General features: G+C 53.6%; 16 protein-coding genes and 1 riboswitch. Of the genes, 8 read left to right on the top strand and 8 right to left on the bottom strand.

Going from position 1 to position 20,369, the window contains the following annotated elements; all coding sequences use genetic code 11:
• Window positions 1–46: 46 nt before the first annotated feature.
• A complete protein-coding gene (locus P1U71_RS02675) occupies window positions 47–709 on the top strand; it encodes a transglutaminase-like cysteine peptidase (RefSeq protein ID WP_301104003.1) in 663 nt (220 codons plus the stop codon).
• A gap of 67 nt (window positions 710–776) precedes the next feature.
• On the opposite strand, the gene P1U71_RS02670 is transcribed toward P1U71_RS02675, so the two are convergent.
• Window positions 777–2,123 carry a TolC family outer membrane protein gene (locus P1U71_RS02670; protein ID WP_301104002.1) on the bottom strand — a complete coding sequence of 449 codons (1,347 nt, stop codon included), beginning with the start codon at window positions 2,121–2,123 and terminating at the stop codon, window positions 777–779.
• Between the two features lie 784 nt (window positions 2,124–2,907).
• On the opposite strand from P1U71_RS02670, the gene P1U71_RS02665 reads away from it, so the two are divergent.
• The 4 genes from P1U71_RS02665 to P1U71_RS02650 are packed head-to-tail and all read left to right on the top strand — an operon-like array spanning window position 2,908 to window position 9,391.
• Window positions 2,908–5,286: a type I secretion system permease/ATPase gene (locus P1U71_RS02665; protein ID WP_301104001.1), complete on the top strand. Its 2,379-nt coding sequence runs from the start codon at window positions 2,908–2,910 to the stop codon at window positions 5,284–5,286.
• A 1-nt stretch (window position 5,287) separates the two neighbouring features.
• Entirely contained in the window at window positions 5,288–6,616 is a 1,329-nt protein-coding gene (locus P1U71_RS02660) for an HlyD family type I secretion periplasmic adaptor subunit (RefSeq protein WP_301104000.1), read from the top strand.
• A complete protein-coding gene (locus P1U71_RS02655) occupies window positions 6,616–7,332 on the top strand; it encodes a transglutaminase-like cysteine peptidase (RefSeq protein WP_301103999.1) in 717 nt (238 codons plus the stop codon). Before P1U71_RS02660 ends, P1U71_RS02655 begins: the two co-directional genes overlap by 1 nt.
• Window positions 7,325–9,391 (top strand): HD domain-containing phosphohydrolase, encoded by a 2,067-nt coding sequence (locus tag P1U71_RS02650; RefSeq protein WP_301103998.1) that lies wholly within the window; start codon window positions 7,325–7,327, stop codon window positions 9,389–9,391. The genes P1U71_RS02655 and P1U71_RS02650 overlap by 8 nt, the downstream gene beginning before the upstream one ends.
• A gap of 2 nt (window positions 9,392–9,393) precedes the next feature.
• Here the strand turns inward: P1U71_RS02650 and P1U71_RS02645 are convergent, their stop codons facing one another.
• The 7 genes from P1U71_RS02645 to P1U71_RS02615 form a co-directional block, all read right to left on the bottom strand.
• Complete coding sequence (locus P1U71_RS02645; RefSeq protein WP_301103997.1) at window positions 9,394–9,711, bottom strand: hypothetical protein; 318 nt, start codon at window positions 9,709–9,711, stop codon at window positions 9,394–9,396.
• 154 nt (window positions 9,712–9,865) lie between these two features.
• Window positions 9,866–10,750, bottom strand: coding sequence for a trypsin-like serine protease (locus P1U71_RS02640; RefSeq protein WP_301104015.1), 885 nt, complete (start codon window positions 10,748–10,750; stop codon window positions 9,866–9,868).
• Complete coding sequence (locus tag P1U71_RS02635) at window positions 10,713–11,477, bottom strand: SDR family NAD(P)-dependent oxidoreductase (protein WP_301103996.1); 765 nt, start codon at window positions 11,475–11,477, stop codon at window positions 10,713–10,715. The genes P1U71_RS02640 and P1U71_RS02635 overlap by 38 nt, the downstream gene beginning before the upstream one ends.
• Before the next feature lie 33 nt (window positions 11,478–11,510).
• On the bottom strand, window positions 11,511–12,074 hold the full coding sequence (locus P1U71_RS02630; RefSeq protein ID WP_301103995.1) for a DUF924 family protein: 564 nt from the start codon (window positions 12,072–12,074) through the stop codon (window positions 11,511–11,513).
• Between the two features lie 99 nt (window positions 12,075–12,173).
• Complete coding sequence (locus tag P1U71_RS02625) at window positions 12,174–13,592, bottom strand: cation:proton antiporter (RefSeq protein ID WP_301103994.1); 1,419 nt, start codon at window positions 13,590–13,592, stop codon at window positions 12,174–12,176.
• Window positions 13,593–13,707: 115 nt separating this feature from the next.
• Window positions 13,708–14,448, bottom strand: a complete 741-nt coding sequence (locus P1U71_RS02620) for a hypothetical protein (protein WP_301103993.1) — start codon at window positions 14,446–14,448, stop codon at window positions 13,708–13,710.
• Window positions 14,449–14,532: 84 nt separating this feature from the next.
• Window positions 14,533–15,321: an ABC transporter ATP-binding protein gene (locus P1U71_RS02615; RefSeq protein WP_301103992.1), complete on the bottom strand. Its 789-nt coding sequence runs from the start codon at window positions 15,319–15,321 to the stop codon at window positions 14,533–14,535.
• A gap of 81 nt (window positions 15,322–15,402) precedes the next feature.
• Here P1U71_RS02615 and cobD point away from each other — a divergent pair, with 81 nt between their 5' ends.
• The 3 genes from cobD to cobN all read left to right on the top strand — a co-directional run.
• Window positions 15,403–16,437, top strand: coding sequence for a threonine-phosphate decarboxylase CobD (gene cobD, locus P1U71_RS02610; RefSeq protein ID WP_301103991.1), 1,035 nt, complete (start codon window positions 15,403–15,405; stop codon window positions 16,435–16,437).
• Window positions 16,438–16,474: 37 nt separating this feature from the next.
• Window positions 16,475–16,664, top strand: a riboswitch (cobalamin riboswitch).
• 120 nt (window positions 16,665–16,784) lie between these two features.
• On the top strand, window positions 16,785–17,813 hold the full coding sequence (cobW, locus tag P1U71_RS02605) for a cobalamin biosynthesis protein CobW (protein WP_301103990.1): 1,029 nt from the start codon (window positions 16,785–16,787) through the stop codon (window positions 17,811–17,813).
• 1 nt (window position 17,814) lies between these two features.
• The coding region (cobN, locus tag P1U71_RS02600; protein WP_301103989.1) for a cobaltochelatase subunit CobN at window positions 17,815–20,369 on the top strand (2,555 nt) is incomplete at its 3' end.

Below are 20,369 nucleotides of genomic sequence, written 5' to 3'. Positions count from 1 at the left end.
ATTTATTGTCCATAATGTCACCCTTCTAAGGAGGCGTTTAGTGCGAATGACCGGGATCAAGACAACGGCAGAAAGAAAAAGAGGGTTGGGCGCGATTTTCGCGACGCTTGCTCTTGCCTTGTGCATTGTCGTGACAGCCCCTCCCGCTGAAGCGAAAACAAGTGACCTGTTCGGATACAAGGCAACACCCTATTCCGGCCTTAAACCCTTTCCAAAATGGCGAAAGGTTCTCGCAACCTACAAGGACAGGCCGGGCGATTGCGTTTCTGGCAAATATAACCGTTGCGCCCACCAGAAATGGGTCGCCCTGATCGACGAATGGCGTTCTCTGCCGAAGGACGAGCAGCTCAACAAGGTAAACCGGCATATGAATCTGTTTCGCTACATCCTTGACCCGGTTAACTGGGGGGTGCGCGACTATTGGGAAATCCCGAAAGAGTTTTTCGCCCGGTTCGGCGACTGCGAAGACTATGCGATCGTCAAATATTTTACATTGCGCGCCCTGGGCTGGTCCGCGAAAGACATGAAGATTGTCGTTCTGCAGGATGTCAACCTCGGCATTGCCCATGCAATTTTGGTTGTGAAGTATAAGGGCAAAGACCTGGTCCTCGATAACCAGATCGGTCAGGTCGTCGATGCCACCCGCATTCGCCACTATCGCCCGATATACTCTGTCAATGAGTTGGGATGGTGGCGCCATAAGCCTTAGCGCGGCAGGCACAAAAAAGCCGCGCCCTATACTAAGGCACGGCTCTTATCGTCGGCTTTCGAGTTTATCAGCCCTTTTTCTCCATCGGCGTTGCTTCCGCCGGAAGAGTAACACCGAGCGTCGGGTTCAACCGACCCATAGTGGCCAGCAACCGGTATTTCGCGAACCTGACCGAATACTCCACCGTCACCAGCGACGTGCGTGAATTAAACAGCTCGTTATCCGAATCCAGCAGATCCAGCAAGTCCCGCTGACCGATCTCAAATTCCTGTTTGTAGGTCGATGCAACCTCGGTATTCGCGACAACGGCCGCCGCGAGAACTTCCGCGCGCGCTTCCGAGCGGGCAAGAGAACTCCAACTGCGACGAACTTCTTCCTCTACAAGCCGCTCAAAGCGGCGTTTGCGCTGCTCCGTCTCGGCTTTACGGGCAACCGCTTCTTTTTCACGACCTTCGTCGATACCCCCTCTATAGAGATTGTAGCGCAACCGAAGCATCGCCAAAAAATCGTCGTTATGCCCCTCGACCCCGTCGATATTGTTATCCGCAGAGCCACCCACTTCTAAATTAACAGTGGGATAATAGCTGGCCTGAGTTGCCTGAATTTCCGCATCAGACGTTTTAATATCCGATGAGGCGAACTTGATATCCGGGTTGCCTTCCAACGCGATCGCCACGATATCATCGATATTGTCCGGGAGAACACTGTCGCTGAATTCAGGAAGCTCAAGATTGACGGGTTGCACACCGACAACTCTTAGATAGGTGATTTCCGCATCGTCCTGCGCGCGCAAGGTTTCAACGAGTGTGTCTTCCGCTGCGGCAAGACGCGCCAGCGCCTGCTGGTCATCCCCGATACCGCTTTGCCCGGCTCTCACCCGATCCTGAATTTCATTCAGGGTGCGGCGGTGTTTTTCGACATTTTCCTTCGCCAGCTCGACAATTTCCTGACTGCGAAGTGTATCAAGATATGATCGCACTGCATCAAGAGCGATCGCTTCTGCCCGTTCCTGAACCCGATATGCGGCACTATCGACCCGGCTTCCTTGCCGGTCTACTTCCGCACTACGAAATCCGCCATCGTAAAGGGTCTGAACCAGCAGCAGGCTTGATTCCGTGCGGCGCAAATCTTCGTTATCGATGGTGACCGTATCGGTCCATTCGTACCCAACGCCCGCTTCAAGATCTACCGACGGAAGATAAAGCCCCTCAGCTTGTTTTAATTCCTGATCGACTGCGCGGCGATTTGCCGAAGCTTCGGCGATTTCCGGATAGGTCGAAACTGTCTGCTGGACGGCTTCCATCAATGTTTCGGATTGCGCGGCCCCCACCGCTATATAACTTCCGAAGACAGCTGTTAGAATACTGGCGGAAAGCACATTCATTGTCTTGACCGCACTGTTTCTAAGCTTCATGCCCCTCTCCCACTGTGTCTGTTTTGCTTAAATCGACGAAATTTTAAACCCGTCTGATAGCATAGTACCCGAGCAAAACACCCATCCAAAACTCATTTTTAATATGCCGGTAATCTACGCTTCCTTACCGTCGACAATCAACTCTATATAGCTGCAAACGCCTCATATTTAGCGGTCAGCGCAACAGCTTGTGGTAAAATTACAACAGTCCGTTCCGGCTGTTCATCCATATTAACCTGACCATTCAGCGCCGTCGCCAATGCCCGCCCTTGACGTAGCGGAAAGGGCGGCATTTTCCAGAGTTGCTTAAATCACTGTCAGTTATGGTTAATTTTTGTTGAAAAATCAGGGGAAACCCCGCAACTATACATTAAATATATGGCGTTGTGCCCGGGAGGAGCGGCTTACTGAATTACAGAACTGAGGCACATTCTCATATTTTAGAGAAACACTCTTTTGCCAATATGTTAACTGCATTTTCACCAAATAAGCGTTGAATGATCGATAAGCACACAGGATCCATCCAGCGTAACGAAATATGAAAAGCAGGATGGAAACGGCAAGGCAATAGTGAGGGGAAGCACAATCGACCGCAATCATTTCCCCATCGCAACATGAAATCGCCGAAATTATAGGTGAAGGTCGAACGGGAAAGTAAGGGTATGGCAAGGCTAAGGAAACATGGGGAGACTTATTCTCTCATTTCCCGAACGCGAGGCGGAGCTTCTGGGCGTGACGATATGATTGGGTCGGGTGGAACTTGGCGGATGATGAGGATAGGTCAGTGAGTGAAAATTCGCGCAACCCCTTACCGCTCGAAATAAAGGCAGCGGATGATCTATTCGTCACGAAAGGTGGGGGAAACAAGACAAGGGATGCCGAATTGAAAATAGGTAAGCCGGCCGCAGCCGCAAATACACGAGACACCCTGGAATCTGATCCTCAGGCCAAAACCGGGAGCAAGGGAAGCTGGCAAGTTAACCTTTCCGAAATTACCCGTTCTGATCAGGATCCCCTACTTGGCTGTCTTGCCGCCTTGACGAAGCTATTCGACGACCCTCGCACTCCGGATGCGCTGATCTACGGCCTTCCCCTTGAAGATAACAACTTAACACCGTCCCTATTTGTCCGGGCGGCGGAGCGCGTTGGCATCAGCGCGCGCATTACCAACCGGAAGCTCGATAAAATCCCGGACGAAGTATTACCCTGCGTCGTTCTGCTCAACGACCGACGGGCCTGTATCCTGCTATCGCGGGAAGATGGAAGCGCAAAAGTTATCTTCCCCGAAACGGGAGAAGGCTCCGACGACCTGCCGCTCAAAGATCTTGAAGCGGCCTACGCCGGATACGCTATTCTCACTCGGCCCAGCTTCAAATATCGTGTTGATAAGGACGAAGCGCTGTTGGAGCGGTCCGGCTCCTGGTTCTGGGGAACTATGTGGCAGTTCTGGCCAACCTATCTTCAGGTCATTATCGCCGCCTTCCTGATCAACAGTTTCGCACTGGCCAGCCCGCTTTTCATTATGAATGTCTATGACCGGGTTGTTCCCAACCGGGCGATCGAAACATTATGGGTGCTGGCGATTGGGGTAATCACCGTGATCGGTTTCGACCTGCTGCTGAAATCACTAAGGTCGTATTTCGTCGACAACGCCGGCAAACGCGCCGACGTTCTCCTGTCCAGCCGTATATTCGAGCAGGTTCTTAATCTGCAGGTCAAGGCGCGCCCCGCTTCCGCCGGGGCCTTTGCCAATCATCTGCGGGAGTTTGAAACCCTGCGGGATTTCTTCACCTCCGTGACGGTGACGGCGCTTGTCGATCTGCCCTTCCTCGCGATTTTCCTGTTTATCATTTATTTGATCGGTGGCCCGCTCTTTATCGTTCCCGCCGTTGCTGTGCCTGTTGTCCTTATAATCGGGCTGTTCCTGCAATGGCCCATGCGCCGCGCCGTTTCCAAAACCTCGGAAGAAGCCGCGCAAAAGCATGGGGTTATCGTTGAGACAATCTCCGCCCTCGACACCGTCAAAAGCATGGGGATTGAAGGTCATATGCAGAAGGAATGGGAACGCTTCGTCGGAAAGACGGCGGAGACAAGCGTTGCCGCGCGCTTCTTTGCCGGCCTCGGCATCAATCTTTCCGCCGCCGCCATGCAGCTTGTGACTGTCGGCGTGGTCGTCTACGGCGTCATGTTGATGGGGGAACCGGATTCCAGCATTACCGTTGGTGCCTTGATCGCCTGCACCATTCTGACCGGCCGGACAATGGCGCCGCTGGGTCAGATTGCCGGGCTTCTTACTCGCCTCAACCAGGCTATCGTCGCCCTCAAAGGGCTTAATCACATTATGTCCCTTCCCGTCGAACGGGGCGCGGAAAAGCGCCAGCTCAGCCGCCCGAATATACAAGGCGATATCGAGTTCAAGGATGTTACCTTCAAATATCCGGGCACTGACATTCCCGCACTCAACAATGTGTCTTTCAAAATCCGGGCGGGCGAAAAGGTCGGAATTATTGGGCCTGTTGGCTCCGGCAAGACAACAATTTCACGGCTTCTGATCAATCTCTATGAGCCAGATGAAGGGGCCGTTCTGATTGACGGCACGGATATCCGGCAGATTGACCCGTCCGACATCCGCCGGAGCGTCGGCAGCGTCATGCAGGATATCACCTTGTTTCAGGCAACCGTTCGCCAGAATATCACACTGGGCCATCCACGCGCCGACGATGAAATGATCCTGAATGCCGCGAAACTCTCCGGTGTTCATGACTTCATTTCAACGCATCCGCATGGATATGACCTGCATGTCGGAGAAAAAGGCGCAACGATGTCAGGGGGGCAGAGGCAGACAATCGGTCTTGCCCGCGCATTTCTGCCCAATCCGCCCATCCTGATGCTTGATGAGCCGACAAGCGCGATGGATATCAATTCCGAACGACGGCTGTTAAGCCGCCTTCAGGAATATATTCAAGGAAAGACACTTCTTCTCGTGACACATCGCACCTCGCTCTTTTCGCTGGTTGACCGGATCATTGTTCTTGGCAATGGCAGAATTGTGGCAGATGGCCCGCGCGATGAAATATTGAAGCTTGGCCAGAGCGGGAATTCAGCCTCCAAAACCGTTTCGGCAACCGTTTCGAAACCGCAGCGAAACGGACCGGGGGACTGACATGTCGACAAATCTAAAATGGGATGACTCGGATTTCGCATCGGATGTCGTGGCCGCCAAAGTACAGGGCCCGCATCCGCGCTCCTTCCTGTTGCTGTTTGGCATTATCGCTTTTTTTGTCGTCGGGTTTATCTGGGCGAAAAACGCGGTTTTGGATGAAGTTACCCGTGGCAACGGAACGGTTATTCCGTCGAGCCAGGTGCAGATTATCCAGAATCTTGAAGGCGGTATTTTGCGGGAACTGCTAGTTCATGAAGGAGATATTGTTGAAAAGGGCCAAATCCTTCTTCGTATCGACGATACTGGATTTTCCTCACGCGCCGGTGAAATCGAGTCCAATTATCTAAACCTGATGGGACGTATTGCCCGCCTTGAGGCCGAGGCAACGGGAGAACCGCTCACGTTCCCGGCCGAGCTATTGGCGGAACGTAAGGATATCACGGTGCGGGAGCAAAATCTGTTCAATGCACGACAGGCGGAATTGCAGTCGCAAATCCAGATACTGCGTCAGCAGGCACAGCAGCGAAACCAGGAAATCGCGGAGATCAACGGACGCCTGCGTCAGTTGCGCGCAAGCCTAGGCCTTGCGAACGAGGAAATGGAAATCACGGCACCGCTTGTCAAGAAGGGGATTGTCCCAAAGGTAGACTCCCTGAAATTGCGCCGTGAAATCAATGATCTGAGAGGCCAGATTTCCGCATCCGAGCTTTCCAGACCGCGTGTTGAAGGGGCGCTTAAAGAAGCCAATCAACGAATTGAGGAAAAAATCCTCAGCTTCAAAAGTATGGCCTCACAGGAGCTGAGTCAGACCCGCGCCCAGTATGAAGCGGCCCGTCAGGCCATTCTGGGCGTCAAGGATCGCGTCGCCCGGACGGATGTGCGCTCATCTGTTAACGGTGAAGTGAAAGACGTGAAAATTCAGACCATTGGCGGAGTGGTCAAGCCGGGCCAGGATATTATCGAGATCGTACCTATTGACGACACACTTCTGGTGGAGGCAAATATCCGCCCCTCTGATATTGCCTTCCTGAGGCCCGGCCAGGAGGCCACGGTCAAGATCACTGCCTATGACTATTCGATATATGGCGGATTACCCGCAAAGCTGGAGCGGATCAGCGCGGATACGATCATCGACGAGAAAACCGGTGAAAGCTATTATCAGATCATTGTTCGCACGGACCAGAATTTTCTGAAACGCGGGGAGAATAATTATCCTATTATTCCCGGAATGGTCGCTTCCGTCGATATCCTGACAGGCGAGAAAACAGTCCTCGATTATATCCTGAAGCCCATCCTGAAAACGCGGGATACTGCTTTGAGGGAACGCTGATGAAACGGAATATGGTGATCAAGCGTACAACCGCTCTCCTGCTGACAGGCCTTTTCCTTATGGGCGTTGCGACCAATGCGCCCGTCCGAGCGGAAGTAACGGAAAAAGGACTTTTCGGGCTCGTGGAAATTTCATCGGATAATCTTGCGGCCCTGCCCCTCTGGCTCAAGGTCAAGGCAAGCTTTCCGCAACTCGCGAATGCGGCCGCCAAATGCGATGCTAGGATTGAAGATTGTCAGTCGCAGCAGATGACGTTGTGGCGCACAAAAATTGCGGAGTTGCAAAACTCGCCCAAACGCATCCAGATGCAGGAAATGAACCGCTTTCTCAATGGCTGGAAATATGTTCCAGCCGACGCGGAGGCATCGCCTGACGGTAACTGGGCCTCGCCCCTTGAGTTTATTTCAAATGGAGGTGGATCAAGGGATTTCGCCATCATGAAATATATCAGCCTAAAAGAGCTTGGGTTCGATCCCGACGCCATGCGGATCGTTATCGCCAATGATGTGCTGCGAAACAAGGTGCATGCGGTGTTGAGTGTCACGCGCCGGGGAAAGCGCTATGTTCTCGACAGCCTGAACGATACCATTCTGGAAGAACGCCTCGTTAACTATTACGTCCCTCTCTATTCAGTTAATGAGAATAAGCGGTGGGCACATATTCCGATTGATTTCCTGACCGCGCAAGATGCCGCAGGGAGTAACAATAATGACTGATGCGACAGCTAAGCTTGAACTGAATTCATTTCTTTCCAGCAATGCGCCAAATGACAGTGGCTTTCTTCGCAAGGCACCCTGGAAGATTGCCGCGCTTTTCCTTGCCGTCTTTGCAATCCTTGGGTACTTCCTCTGTGATTACGCAATACAATCCCGCAAGCAGGAGTTAGTCGGAGACCTTCAAAAACGCCTTGACGTAAGCGCCTCCGGAAAAGCACAGGTGCTGGAAACATGGCTCGCCGGAGAAGTAGAAGACGCCAACCGGATCGCGGATAATGAACTTTTTCAGCTATTCGCGACGGAAATTAACTTTGTGGGGGAGGGCAAGTTACCAAAGTCGCTAAGCGATCAGCTGCCCTATATGCAGAATGCCTTCTCCAATTTCGCCAATCAGGCAGGCCTTATCGGGGCATATCTAATTGGCAAGGACGGTCGCGCCTATCTTGCATCGGGGAACGCACCGCCCCTATCGGACGATCAGCGCTCAACGGCACAGGCGCAATATGAGAAGACGAAAACGACATTCCTGCCACTTCGCGCAAGCGATGTCGGCCTTGTTTTTGATTTCACGCTTCCCATTCGCGCTGCGCAGAGCGACCCGAACAGTAGTAATGCCGATACTGTCGTCGGTGTCTTGCTTCTCACCTTACCAGCGTCAAACCCGCTTGCCGAGCTGTTGAAGACGCCGCTCTATAATAACCAACCGGATGTAACGCGGCTGTATCAGGAAGCGGATGGCAAATATTATGAGTTGTTTCCCCTAAAACCCCCTTATATTTCAGCGAAAGAAGACCCGCAGCTCGCACCCGGCTCGATCGGTTTTCAGGAAATTGCCGAAGAGAACGGCGACCCTCTCTTTTCATCCGGAGCACTTGTCCAGAACACCAGCTTTGTGGTTTTCCAACAGTTGTCCAGCTCTGACGCGCTGGCACCACTTCGGACCTATGCGATGTTTGTCATCGGGCTCGCAATCAGTTTCCTCATCATCGTTTTCACCATTCTCATCGTGATCTGGCTGACATTGAAAGGGCAGAACGCCCGTGCCCTCGCCCATCAGTACAAGGAATTTGCTGCCCAGATAAATACGCAAAGGCGGTTACTTGGCAGCATCAATAACACGATCGATGAATTGATCGGCCTGACGGACCCGGAAGGCCGTTATATATACGCCAACCCATCCCTCGCCAGGATCGCGGACTATCCACTTCGTTCCATTCCCGGCAAAACAGATCGTGACCTGTTCGGCGAGAAAGCGGCACGGGATCTTGCCGAGCATGACCGCAAGGCCATCGCAACGGAACAGACCGTCAATGCCTTTGTCGAGATTGATACGCGGGAGGGAGGCCGGATCTTGCGGATTGCGAAATCCCGTTTCCTCAATGAGGATGGCGCATTCCTTGGTATTGTTACGGTCAGCAGCGATATCACAGATTACGTCAATTTCCAGCGCCGGAAAGAGGAGATGGACCGAAAAGCCATTACGGTCCTGTCCCAGATGCTGGAAGCCAATGACTCCTATCTGTCGGATCATTCGATCAGGATGGCACAGCTCGCCAATCATATTTCGGTAGAGCTGGGACTGTCGCCCGAGGTAATAAAAATTATCAATACAGGCGCACATCTGTCGCAGATCGGTAAAGTTTCAATCCCCCGCGAAATTCGGGAGAAGGATGTGCGGCTCACCGAAAAAGAACAGAAGGTGATGCAAAAGCACGTACTCATTGCCGAGAAGATTCTGGCTAACGCCGATGTGGAGAAAGAGGTCCTGGATGCAGTCACCCAGATTAACGAACATCTTGACGGCAGCGGCTACCCAAAGGGCCTGACAAAGGATGAAATCGATATGCCGGCCCGTATTCTCGGGATGGCGGACATCCTGATTGCGCGCATTTCTCCGCGGTCCTATCGTGAAGCCATCAGCGTGGACGAGGCCTTGCGCGTGTTTAAAAGCAATCCGGAAAAATATGATTCAGACGTTGTTGACGCCATGCTGCGCTTCTTTGAGACGGAAATCGGCGCGGACTTCAAGGCAAATATCGAGAAGAGCAAAAAGAACTAAAATCAGGATTCGTCGGAAACAATACTGCTTTTAAGGAGTAGGTCCGTTGCGTCCGGCAGATCTTCTGACGCGACATTTCCAAGATTCAGGTCAGTGCCCGAAATTGTCAGCGTGCCAGCATCGCCGTCGCTGCTTTCAACAAACTCCATGGAACCGCCAGATTCTTCAGCTGCGATGTTCAGAGCATCAAACAAGGCATCAAGATCGACGGTCCCGCTCTCTTCCAGTTCCAGGAAAGCAAGATCCGTCGTTGCGCTACCGTCGGAAACGGCCTGATCATCTTCGATCAGCTGCTTTTCATCAGTTTGCTTGTCACTCATTATCGCAAATACCCCCGCATTTCCAAGGCAGAATAAAGAAACCCCCTTGGTTAATTCTTTGTTACCCTATCCGTTGGTGAGACACATTTCATCCCTCATTTGAGGTAGATTATAATAAATTTCCCTGAATTTTCATAAAATTTTATTTTCCCGGTCACTTTGGCTGCTGCGAAATGCGTTTTCCAAACATTTCCGTAGAGACGGCAATGCCTTCGCTCCTCCCGTTGGGACTGGATATTGTGGCAACATGAATGCCAATAAGGTCATAGGACGTCCCGTCATACAGAAAAAGGGGCGAGCCTGAATCGCCTTGGGTTGCGTCGCATTGGTGCAACAAAAGACGGCCAGACTTACTTTGCCGTATATCGCTAATCTCGCAATCTTCATCTGCTGTCAGCATATGTGCGATATCCCGGCTGTAACCGGCCTGAATAACGACGGCGCCAGAGGAGAGAATGTCTCTCAGGCCCAAAAGATTGAAGTCCGCCGCAGACGCAAACCCGAATTGCTCGCCCAACGGTTTTTCCAGTTTCGCGATGGCCCAGTCATTTTCCACGGTTGGCTTTTTTGTAGTTTGAGTGGGTGGGAGGCCATCCGGTAATTCAAATCTTTCAATCTTCGAATGCGCCTTTACCTCGCCTTTCTCATAGCCGAGCACGAAATGAAAGGCGCTTGGAACCGACCATTGTTTTCGCCGCTTGTCCCAAAAACAATGCGCTGCCGTTAGTATAGTTGACGGCCCCACAAGGATGCCCGTGCAATGACTGCCGTTTCGGTTAAGCCGCCCGATCATACGCCAGGGATAATCCGCGATCTTGACGCGCACCCGGTTGTCATCCCCTTTAATTCCAGGGACCTCAAGCGCCTTCGCTGGCACGGACATATCGGCATGGGCCAAACCTGCACCGCCGACTGCCGCGAAAGACAGTACAACGCCAATGCAAACCATATTTTTAAGGTCCGCATAAACAAATCGAATATTCGGTCGCATCAACGTGACCTCAAGCAGGCAGCCCGATCCTCTTACGGAGGGTTTCATCACGAATGGTCAGCTCCTGCCCCGCCAGGTCGCTCGCGGCCTCACTGCAAAGCCAGGCAATAGCCTTTGCAGGTTCGTCCGCAGGTGCGAGGTTCTCTCGCGGAATTTGGCTTACCGAATTGATGCCAGAAGCGCGGATCGTCCCTTGCATATCCGTATCGACAACGCCGGGCGCAAACCCGTAAACACGAACCCCCTTCTCGCCCGTCTCCAGCGCCGTGGCACGGGTCATCATATAGACGCCCGCCTTGCCGGAGCAATAAGCGCTCCATCCCTCCATCGGGCCATGCGCGGCGCCGGAACTGATATTGATAATCACCCCTGAACCCTGTTTCAGGAAATGCGGCAGGACAGAGCGCGTGCCATGATAAACGCCCACCAGATTGACCGAAATATTCTGCGCCCATTCCGAAGGTTCGCTTGTCGCGATCGCACCAATCGGATCGACGATGCCTGCGTTATTGATCAAGGCGTCGATCCGGCCATAGCGATCCAGCGTTTCTGTCGTCATTTTCTCAACGGCCGCATAATCAGATACATCGCAACTTGCGGCGAAAGCCTCACCGCCCGCATTCTTAATCTGCTCAAGCACCCCGCTGCAGGAACTGGCGGAGCGCGCGCTCAGGCAGAGTTTCGCACCATTTGCCGCCAGTTCAATGGCCGCGGCGGCGCCGATACCCCGGCTCGCGCCTGTAACAATAATAACCTGATCTGTTAGCTGACCCATGTATTTTCCCGTCCGTTCAATGATTGCGCTTATTTAAAAGGAAGAATTAGGCTCTTTTAAGAAGGCTTCTTCCGCTTTGGTGCTTTTCCGCCCCAATTGTTCGTTTCGATGCGGGAAGCGGCCAAATCTTTCGATAATGACATAGTGACGTTCCGCATAATCCACCAGTTCATCCGACCCGAGTTGCTGAAAAAGCCGCATCGACAGTTTCTGATCCTCAATATCCTCGCTATGCTCAAACGGCAGCGCCGCAAACTGCTTCTGAGCGTCACTAAGCTCATCATAAAAGCCGCGCGACAGCATATGCCGGGCAATCTCGCACGCCTTTCCATCGGCGGAAAAAGCACGCGGCGAGTCCCGAAACATGTTCCGCGTAAACTGATCGAATAGCAGGATCAGGGCGAGAGATCCCCGGGCGCTCTCCGTCCAGTCGAGATAGGCCCCGGTTTCCGCCTTTTCAAAATCATCGAGAAAGCGATCCTGGATCTCGGCGTCAAAGCCATTATCCTTCTTGAACCAGACCTCGCGCGGTTTGCCATAATCCTCATGGTCTTCCGGCAAGAACCAGAAGTCGAGAATTTCCTGAATTCGGTCCATGGATGGCCTCACTAATTTCATGTCAAACATTCGCGCTGAGCAGTGGCGCCACTCAAGCGAAATCTATAGACCATCACCCGACGTGACAAGATGGCGATCCTAATCCTTATTTTTTTGATCCCCGCCGCGCTCATCTTCAAGTATTGCTTGATATGAGGCTGCATCTTCACTCTGGATGATGGTTTCCGTACCTTCTGCACGGGAGTTGGCCTCCCTGGTATCCGGTTGTTCCACCGTCTGTGCCTGCGGTGACTTTCCACCCATTAACGAGCCAAGATATCCTCCCGTCGCCCTGAAAATGCGGACAACGGCCAAAGTCTCTTTCCCATATGCCTTGTTCCAGAAAACCTGAAAGTTGCTTGCCTGACCGGCCGCCACGGTTTGCGCACGCCGGGCAGTTAGCAGCCACAGCGGGCTGATCATCAGGCTGAGCGCAATCACCGTAATCATCAATTGCGAGATGTCGCGCGAGACATAGCTGCTCCCGCTTCCGGTGGCCATCAGGAGAAAGGAAAACTCCCCGATCTGACCCAGCGCCGTCCCGGCGATAAAGGCGGATCGCCAGTCAACGCCGGTTACCCGAAGGATAACAATATTGATGGCGGTTTTCCCAACAATCACGAGTAGCAGCATCAATAACACAAGACCGATATTCTGCCAGATGTAGGTAACATCGATCAGTAGTCCGATAGAGAGAAAGAAGATCATCAGCAGTATCGACTGGATCGGCTGCGTCGCCTCGACAATGCTTTTTCGTTCCTGGCTGTTGCCAATGATGAGGCCAGCCAGGAACGCCCCGAACGCAGGAGACATACCGAACAGGCCGCTGATTGCTGCAAGTCCGAGGCAGAAAACGATCCCGAACAACGGCGTAAGATCCGCATGCCCGGAAATAATCTTCAGGAATGGCAAATGGATGCGCTCCCTGCGGCTCAAAAAGAGAATAAGTCCGATCAGGAACGCAACCGCCAGGCCGAGGGTCAGGACAAGCGCGGATATGTTAAGTGCCTCCCCGGAAAGACTGCCAACGATAAGCAGCATTGGCACCACGGCAAGGTCTTGCGCGATAAGGAGGCCGACAGCAATATTGCCGGTCCGCTGGTGAAGCTCCCCAATGTCTTCGAGGATTTTGACGGCGACCGCGGTAGAGCTGATCGACAGGCTAAAGGCCAAGAGCAGCGTCAGCTCCCATGGCCAATCCAGAAACAGCGCTATCATGCCAACCACGACATAGGAGACCGCAACCTGAAGGAATACGCCGCCAATGGCTGTCTTCCAGATACGCATAAAGGATTTCAGGTTGAGTTCCATCCCGATCAGATAAAGCAAAAGCAGCACACCAAGCTCTGCCAGGATCTCTACATTCTCCCGGTCCTCAACCAACCCGAAAGCAGATCGCCCAAGCACCATCCCGGTCAGCAAGTACCCAACGATTGCCGGTTGTTTCAGCCGTGTCATGATCATCCCGAACATCAGGGCAATCGTCGCAATGATGGCAATATCCGTAAGTTGGTGCATTGTGCGCTGCGAAACCTGCAAGAAAAGCGGCTAAATAAGAAGGGTACGATCACGGGTGCAAAAGCGCAAGGCGCGGCATCGTCCAAAAGTGCTTTTTCTATGGGATTACTTGCTTTTAGCCCTGCATTTCCCAAAAGTGTTTAATTTCAGCGGCAGAAATGCGGAAAATATCATCAACAGTCAGGCAATAGTGGCGTGCGAGGCAGTCCAGCAAGGCAAGTTCATTCAAATACGCCTCCTCACATCTGAACTGATCGCAGATTTCGCGGTCGCTCATTAAATGGAGTGCCCGTAACTCCATGGCAACCCGGTGCCGGTTGGCCGATTTTGACTGATCAGCTGACCTGTTTGTGAGGAGGATAAATTTTTTGCTTGCCTCCATCAGCTTTTCTGCGGGGTAAAAAAACACACTGGTCCGAATGAATTGCCGACATAGACGCGCCACGAACGGGGTGTTGGGAGCGGCATGCTGTTCGATATATTCCCGCACGATCCTTCGTCTGCAAAACACAAGTTTTTTGGGCATAATACGCGTGAGACTTAAGAAGGATGGTGCATAGATCACGAGTTGCCGGAATGTGAGGAACTTTTCGATAAACCGATATTCAGCGATCCAGAAGCGCTGCTTGACCGAGGATAGCCGCGCAAGTTCCCCCTCAACCGCATCCCGGAGGATGGTTCGTTCCCGGCTTTCCCGTTCGAGTAACGAATTTGCATGCGCCCTCGCGATCCGATTGTCGATCAGATAGGGGCGTATCCAGCCGTTCAGCGCAGGCGCCTCGTTTCGCCATGGCAGATTATCCCGTGGCGTCAATAAATCAGAAGCTGTCAGGCTGTCGCTTTCGCCGTCATTCATGGGGACCATGCCATTTTGACTATCTACCAAGGCACAGGCTAGACGCTCTTCCGATGCCCTGCGTGATCAGTAAATGGCGGGAATTCAGGCTGAAATAGTCGATACCGACATTTGAATAGGTCCGTCTTTGCGCTTGTTCCAGAACTGGGAGACATAGGCATTATCCGTATGTCCAGCCTCGCGCACATCGCCCGTCCAGACGACCTGGCCCTCATGCAGCATGGCGATCCGGTCCGAGATGATGCGTGCCGTCAGCAAGTTACTGGTTATCGCCATCACCGTGCTGCCCAACTCACGGACATTATTGAAAATCTGATCATTGATGACATTGCTCATGATCGGATCGAGCCCGGCGGTCGGCTCATCCAGAAACAGGATCGGCGGATCGCCGGCGATCGCCCGGGCGAAGCCGACACGTTTCTGCATACCGCCGGAGAGCTCCGCCGGGAAAAGGTCCGCCACATCCGCAGACAGTCCGACAGAACGCAGCTTCTTGATTGCCATTGCCTTGACATCCTGCTTGTTCGCACCCGGCTGCTGATTCAAGCGAAAACCAATGTTCTCCCATACCCGAAGGCCGTCGAACAATCCCGAACGTTGAAAGAGGATGCCGAACTTGCGGAAAAACTCCATCCGGTCCTTCTCCGGCATGTCGCTCACTTCTTCCCCGTCGAGAAGGATCGAGCCGCTGTCGGGTTTGATCAACCCGAGAATACATTTCAGCGTCAATGTCTTACCCGCGCCCGAAGGCCCGATCAGGGTCAAAATCTCGCCGGTTTTTACCTCAAGATTTATCCCGTTCAGAACCGTAACACCATCAAAGCTCTTGTACAGATCCCTGACGACGATTTTATTTTTTGTTGCTTCGGTCATGACCGCAAAACTACAGGATAAATTTGCGAAAACAAACTCCATTCTGCTATGACGAGGCAGTTTTACGGAGACAATGTTCTAATGATCCCGACATTTCCGAGAGAGAATGAGGCGGGCCGACAGTTGCATGGCGGCAACCTTGCGTGCGCGCAAGAAGAATTCGGCCATGATCTGTCGGAATGGCTGGATTTAAGCACCGGGATTAACCCGATACCCTATCCGCTTCCATCGTTGGAAGCCGGGCTGTGGCAGCGGTTGCCATCCTCCTCTGCCGAGGCCGATTTGCTTACGGCCGCCGGGACATATTATGGCCTGCCCGAGGATGCCGATATCTGCGCCTGTCCGGGGACACAGGCCGCGATACAGCTGCTCCCCAGACTTATACCACAAACCGAAGTCGCCATTCTCACGCCGACTTATAATGAGCATGCCGCCTGCTGGCGACGGGCGGGGCATCGGGTCCAGGAAATCACCGAGATTTCGCATATATCGGCTGAAACGACCATCGTCATCCTCGTGCATCCCAACAACCCCGATGGCCGCACATATGAGAAGCAATTACTTCTTGAACTGGCCGAAATACTAAAGACGAGGGATGGCTGGCTCATTGTCGATGAGGCGTTCGCGGATATTATGCCGGACATACCCCTTATGCCAGACCTGCCTGGCAGTAGAATGTTGATCCTGAAATCCTTCGGTAAGTTTTTCGGTCTTGCCGGTCTCCGTCTCGGTTTCCTCGCCGGTCCGCCGGATTTTATTCGCAGCATCCGGCAGGAGTTAGGGCCTTGGGCGCTTAGTGGCGTCGCGCTCGAAATCGGCACACAGGCCCTTTCGGATGTTGAGTGGATCGCCAAGGCACGAGATCAACTAACGAAGGCAGCAGCGCGTTTGTCTGCAATGCTTACTGACACAGACCTCAAAATCATTGGCGGAACCGATCTCTTCTGCCTGACAGAATCGCCAGAGGCTCCGTCCCTTTTCCGGTATCTATGCAAAGACGCTATCTTGGTTCGCCGGTTTCCCGACCGCCCCGAACGGCTCCGATTTGGACTGCCCGGAGCGGAAGCCGGTTGGGTCCGCCTTGAAACGAGCCTCAAACGCTGGGCAAATCGATAAAAGCCTTGTCAATGGATTGACAGATGTGCCATTCCGCCGTAGCGTCCGCGTCGATGGTTCCCAATCAGGGATTATAAGGGAATGCGGTGCGATCCATGGGTCAATGCCGCGGCTGTCCCCGCAACTGTAAGCGACTAGCCTGCACAAAAAACCACTGAGATAATCGGGAAGGTAAGTGCCGGTGCCATTCGCAAGCCAGGAGACCTGCCATCAACTGTATCAACATCTGCTGCATGACGGAGGATCATGATGAGCGTAGCTATATCGCGACACCCGCACCTAAATTCCAAACGCCATTTCCCGGCCAACCCTCTGGCCTGCGCGACTTCTATTTCTGGAGCAAAAATATGAGTGAGAAAATACCGGCAACCGTTATCACCGGTTTCCTCGGTGCGGGAAAGACCAGCCTGATCCGCCATCTGATCGAGAATGCTGAAGGTCGGAAGCTGGCGTTTATCATCAATGAGTTTGGTGACCTTGGCGTTGATGGCGAGTTGCTAAAAGGTTGCGGCAATGAAAATTGCACAGAAGAGGACATCGTCGAGCTTGCCAACGGCTGTATCTGCTGCACGGTGGCGGATGATTTCCTCCCCACCATCCAGAAAATACTGAGCCGGGAAGATCGCCCCGATCATATCATTGTCGAAACCTCCGGCTTAGCGCTTCCGAAGCCCCTAATCCGGGCCTTTGGATGGCCGGAAGTGAGAACGCAGGTGACGGTCGATGGCGTGGTTACCGTAATCGATGGCCCGGCCTATCGCGATGGGCTGTTCGCCGCCAATCCCGACGCAGTACAGGCCCAGCGTGAGGCGGACGAAATGCTGGATCACGACAGCCCGCTGGAAGAGCTGTTCGATGATCAGATCAATTGCGCCGATATGATCATTTTCAACAAAGCCGATTTGCTTGCCGATGCGGAACTTTCATCTGCCACCGCCGGGTTAAAGGACCGCCTCCGTCCGCAAGTAAAAATGCTCCAGACGAGCCATGGTAAGCTGGACGCGCGAGTATTGCTCGGCCTCGGGGCGGCGGCGGAGGACGATCTCGACGCGCGCCCATCAGTTCATGATGACGCCGATGATCATGAGCATGACGATTTTGACAGCTTTGTTTTGGAGGTGGGTGAAATCACCTCCCCGGATAATCTGATCACGAAATTGGAAAAAGCCATCGCGGCGGAGGGAATATTACGGGTGAAGGGTTTTCTTACCGTAAAGGACAAGGACATGCGGCTCGTTCTGCAAGGCGTCGGAAGCCGGTTACAGCATTATTTTGATCGGGAATGGGCTGCCGATGAAGCGCGTATCAGCAAGCTCGTCATCATTGGGGAGCATGATATGGATCAGGCGGCCATCACCAATATGATCCTGGGCTGACATGCATCTACTGGCGGCCATACCCGGCGGCATCGCCGATGGATCGGAGGCGGTCGACCTTGCGCAGGCGCCGGGGGATATCATCTTCCTGTCCGCGGCGGATACGGAGCTTTCAAGTCTGGCATTGAGCCAGAAGACGCGCGCGGGCGCCCCGTCCCTCCGGCTCGCCAACACAATGCAACTTTCCCATAACCTGTCGGTCGATATCTATGTCGAGGATATTATCGCTAACGCAAAGCTGGTCGTCGTCCGCCTTCTGGGCGGGATCGGTTACTGGCCCTACGCGGTGGAGAAAATCACCGAATGTTGCCGCGCGAAAGAAATAAAGCTCGCGTTCCTGCCGGGCGACGATCAACCGGATGAGGAACTTACCGCGCTCAATACAGTGCCCCATGAAACAGCGCATCGGCTCTGGCGGTATCTTGTCGAAGGTGGAGAGGAGAATTACTCGGCCTTTCTGGGCTATTCTGCCTATCTGCTGGATGAGAAAACGGACTGGCAGGAACCGAGACCACTGTTAAAGGCTGGCCTCTACTGGCCGAACGAAACTCAACTGGGCATGTCGGATATCCGGCGACATTGGAAGGAAGATGCACCGGTAACAGGCATTGTTTTTTACCGCGCGCTGTATCAGGCGAATAATCTCGCCCCGGTGGATGCCCTGATAGAAGCCCTTTCGCGCCGCGGACTAAACCCGCTTCCCATTTTTGTCTCCAGCCTGAAGGATCCCGTATCGGCGGAGATTGTAGAGCATCTGCTCGCCGAAGCACTGCCCGCCGTTCTGTTAAATGCCACCGGCTTCGCTATTTCCAGTCCCGGTGGTGGGCGGAAAGTCACGCCCTTCGATGCCGCTGACTGCCCGATCCTGCAGGTGATTTTTTCAGGCGGCAATGAAGAGCAGTGGAGGGAAGGGGTCACCGGCCTCTCCTCCCGTGACATCGCCATGAATGTTGCCCTACCGGAGGTGGACGGGCGCATTCTTTCGCGCGCTGTCTCCTTCAAGTCAGACGGGGGATATGACGAAGCCACGCAGACAAATATCATTGCCTATAAGCCAGTACCGGATCGGATCGAGTTTGTCGCCGATCTCGCCGCGAATTGGGTGCGCCTTCGCAACGCACAGGTAGCGGATCGAAAAGTCGCCCTGATCCTCGCGAACTATCCGAACAAGAACGGTCGGATCGGAAATGGCGTCGGCCTCGATACTCCTGCGAGTTCCATCGAAGTGTTGAATGCAATGAAGGCGGCCGGATATGAAATTCAGAATATTCCAGAGAATGGGAATATTCTGATTGAAGACTTGCTCTCCGGTCCAACCAACGACCGCAGCAAGGAGATCACGAAAGAAAGCGGCCTTACCTACCCCCTCGCCCGCTATCGCGCGTATTTCAAGACACTGCCGGAGAAGCTGCAAAGCGAAATCACCGAAAGATGGGGTGATCCCGGGAATGACCCCTTCATCGATGACGACCAATTCCTCCTCTCGGCCAGGCGGCTCGGGAATGTGATCGTCGGTATTCAGCCCGCACGCGGTTATAATATCGACCCGACCGCGAGCTATCATGATCCTGACCTCGTCCCGCCGCATGGATATCTTGCCTTCTATGCCTGGCTTCGGGAGGAAGAACAGGTGCATGCCGTCGTCCATATGGGCAAACATGGCAACATGGAATGGCTGCCCGGCAAGTCCGTCGCCCTCTCCCGCGACTGCTATCCCGAGGCTGTCTTTGGCCCGACCGTGCATCTCTATCCCTTTATTGTGAACGACCCCGGAGAAGGCACGCAAGCCAAACGCCGTGCCAGCGCCGTCATTATCGACCATCTAACCCCGCCGATGACCCGCGCGGAAAGCTATGGCCCGCTTGCCGATCTGGAACGGCTTGTCGATGAGTATTATGAAGCCGCCGGGGTAGACCCCCGCCGCATCGCCCTGCTCCGGGAGCAAATTCTGGAACTGACGGAGATGTCAGGCATCAATATCGACTGCGGAATTCAGCAGGATGAGCCGGAGGATGAACGGCTCACCAAGCTCGATAACTATCTTTGTGAACTGAAAGAACTGCAGATACGAGATGGCCTGCATATTTTTGGGCAGTCTCCAACCGGACGACAACTGACGGATCTGCTGGTCGCGCTTCTTCGCATTCCGCGCGGAGATGGGAATGGCGCGAATGCCTCCCTTATCCGCAGCATCGCCAAGGACTTAAAGCTGCTGGAAGATTTCGACCCGCTCGATTGTGAAATGGGCACGGAATGGGCAGGCGGCCGACCGGAGGCACTCAACTTTGAGGGAACATGGCGATCCAATGGCGATACCGTGGAACGGATCGAGCTGCTTGCGGCCGTGCTTGTTTCCGGAGAGACCGCGCCAGAAGAGGGCTGGCATTGTACAACTGCAGTGCTGGAGGGTCTCAGAGACCATCTCCGACCCACAGTAGAAGCGAGCGGCAAGGCGGAACTCGCTGGCTTGCTGAAAGGATTGAACGGGCAGTTTGTCGAGCCTGGCCCCTCCGGCGCGCCGACACGCGGGCGAAATGACGTGCTTCCGACGGGGCG

It is taken from the genome of Sneathiella sp., from assembly GCF_029233945.1.
GTDB lineage: Bacteria > Pseudomonadota > Alphaproteobacteria > Sneathiellales > Sneathiellaceae > Sneathiella.
This window is presented reverse-complemented; position numbering and strand designations above follow the sequence as displayed.

Excerpts from the sequence above, each read along its gene's own strand:
- P1U71_RS02645 (WP_301103997.1), bottom strand. The coding sequence starts at position 9,711 with ATGAGTGACAAGCAAACTGATGAAAAGCAGCTGATCGAAGATGATCAG.
- cobD (WP_301103991.1), top strand. The coding sequence starts at position 15,403 with ATGATCCCGACATTTCCGAGAGAGAATGAGGCGGGCCGACAGTTGCAT.
- P1U71_RS02660 (WP_301104000.1), top strand. The coding sequence starts at position 5,288 with ATGTCGACAAATCTAAAATGGGATGACTCGGATTTCGCATCGGATGTC.
- P1U71_RS02650 (WP_301103998.1), top strand. The coding sequence starts at position 7,325 with ATGACTGATGCGACAGCTAAGCTTGAACTGAATTCATTTCTTTCCAGC.
- P1U71_RS02635 (WP_301103996.1), bottom strand. The coding sequence starts at position 11,477 with ATGGGTCAGCTAACAGATCAGGTTATTATTGTTACAGGCGCGAGCCGG.
- P1U71_RS02615 (WP_301103992.1), bottom strand. The coding sequence starts at position 15,321 with ATGACCGAAGCAACAAAAAATAAAATCGTCGTCAGGGATCTGTACAAG.
- P1U71_RS02670 (WP_301104002.1), bottom strand. The coding sequence starts at position 2,123 with ATGAAGCTTAGAAACAGTGCGGTCAAGACAATGAATGTGCTTTCCGCC.
- cobW (WP_301103990.1), top strand. The coding sequence starts at position 16,785 with ATGAGTGAGAAAATACCGGCAACCGTTATCACCGGTTTCCTCGGTGCG.
- P1U71_RS02640 (WP_301104015.1), bottom strand. The coding sequence starts at position 10,750 with ATGAAACCCTCCGTAAGAGGATCGGGCTGCCTGCTTGAGGTCACGTTG.
- P1U71_RS02675 (WP_301104003.1), top strand. The coding sequence starts at position 47 with ATGACCGGGATCAAGACAACGGCAGAAAGAAAAAGAGGGTTGGGCGCG.
- P1U71_RS02620 (WP_301103993.1), bottom strand. The coding sequence starts at position 14,448 with ATGAATGACGGCGAAAGCGACAGCCTGACAGCTTCTGATTTATTGACG.
- P1U71_RS02630 (WP_301103995.1), bottom strand. The coding sequence starts at position 12,074 with ATGGACCGAATTCAGGAAATTCTCGACTTCTGGTTCTTGCCGGAAGAC.
- P1U71_RS02625 (WP_301103994.1), bottom strand. The coding sequence starts at position 13,592 with ATGCACCAACTTACGGATATTGCCATCATTGCGACGATTGCCCTGATG.
- P1U71_RS02655 (WP_301103999.1), top strand. The coding sequence starts at position 6,616 with ATGAAACGGAATATGGTGATCAAGCGTACAACCGCTCTCCTGCTGACA.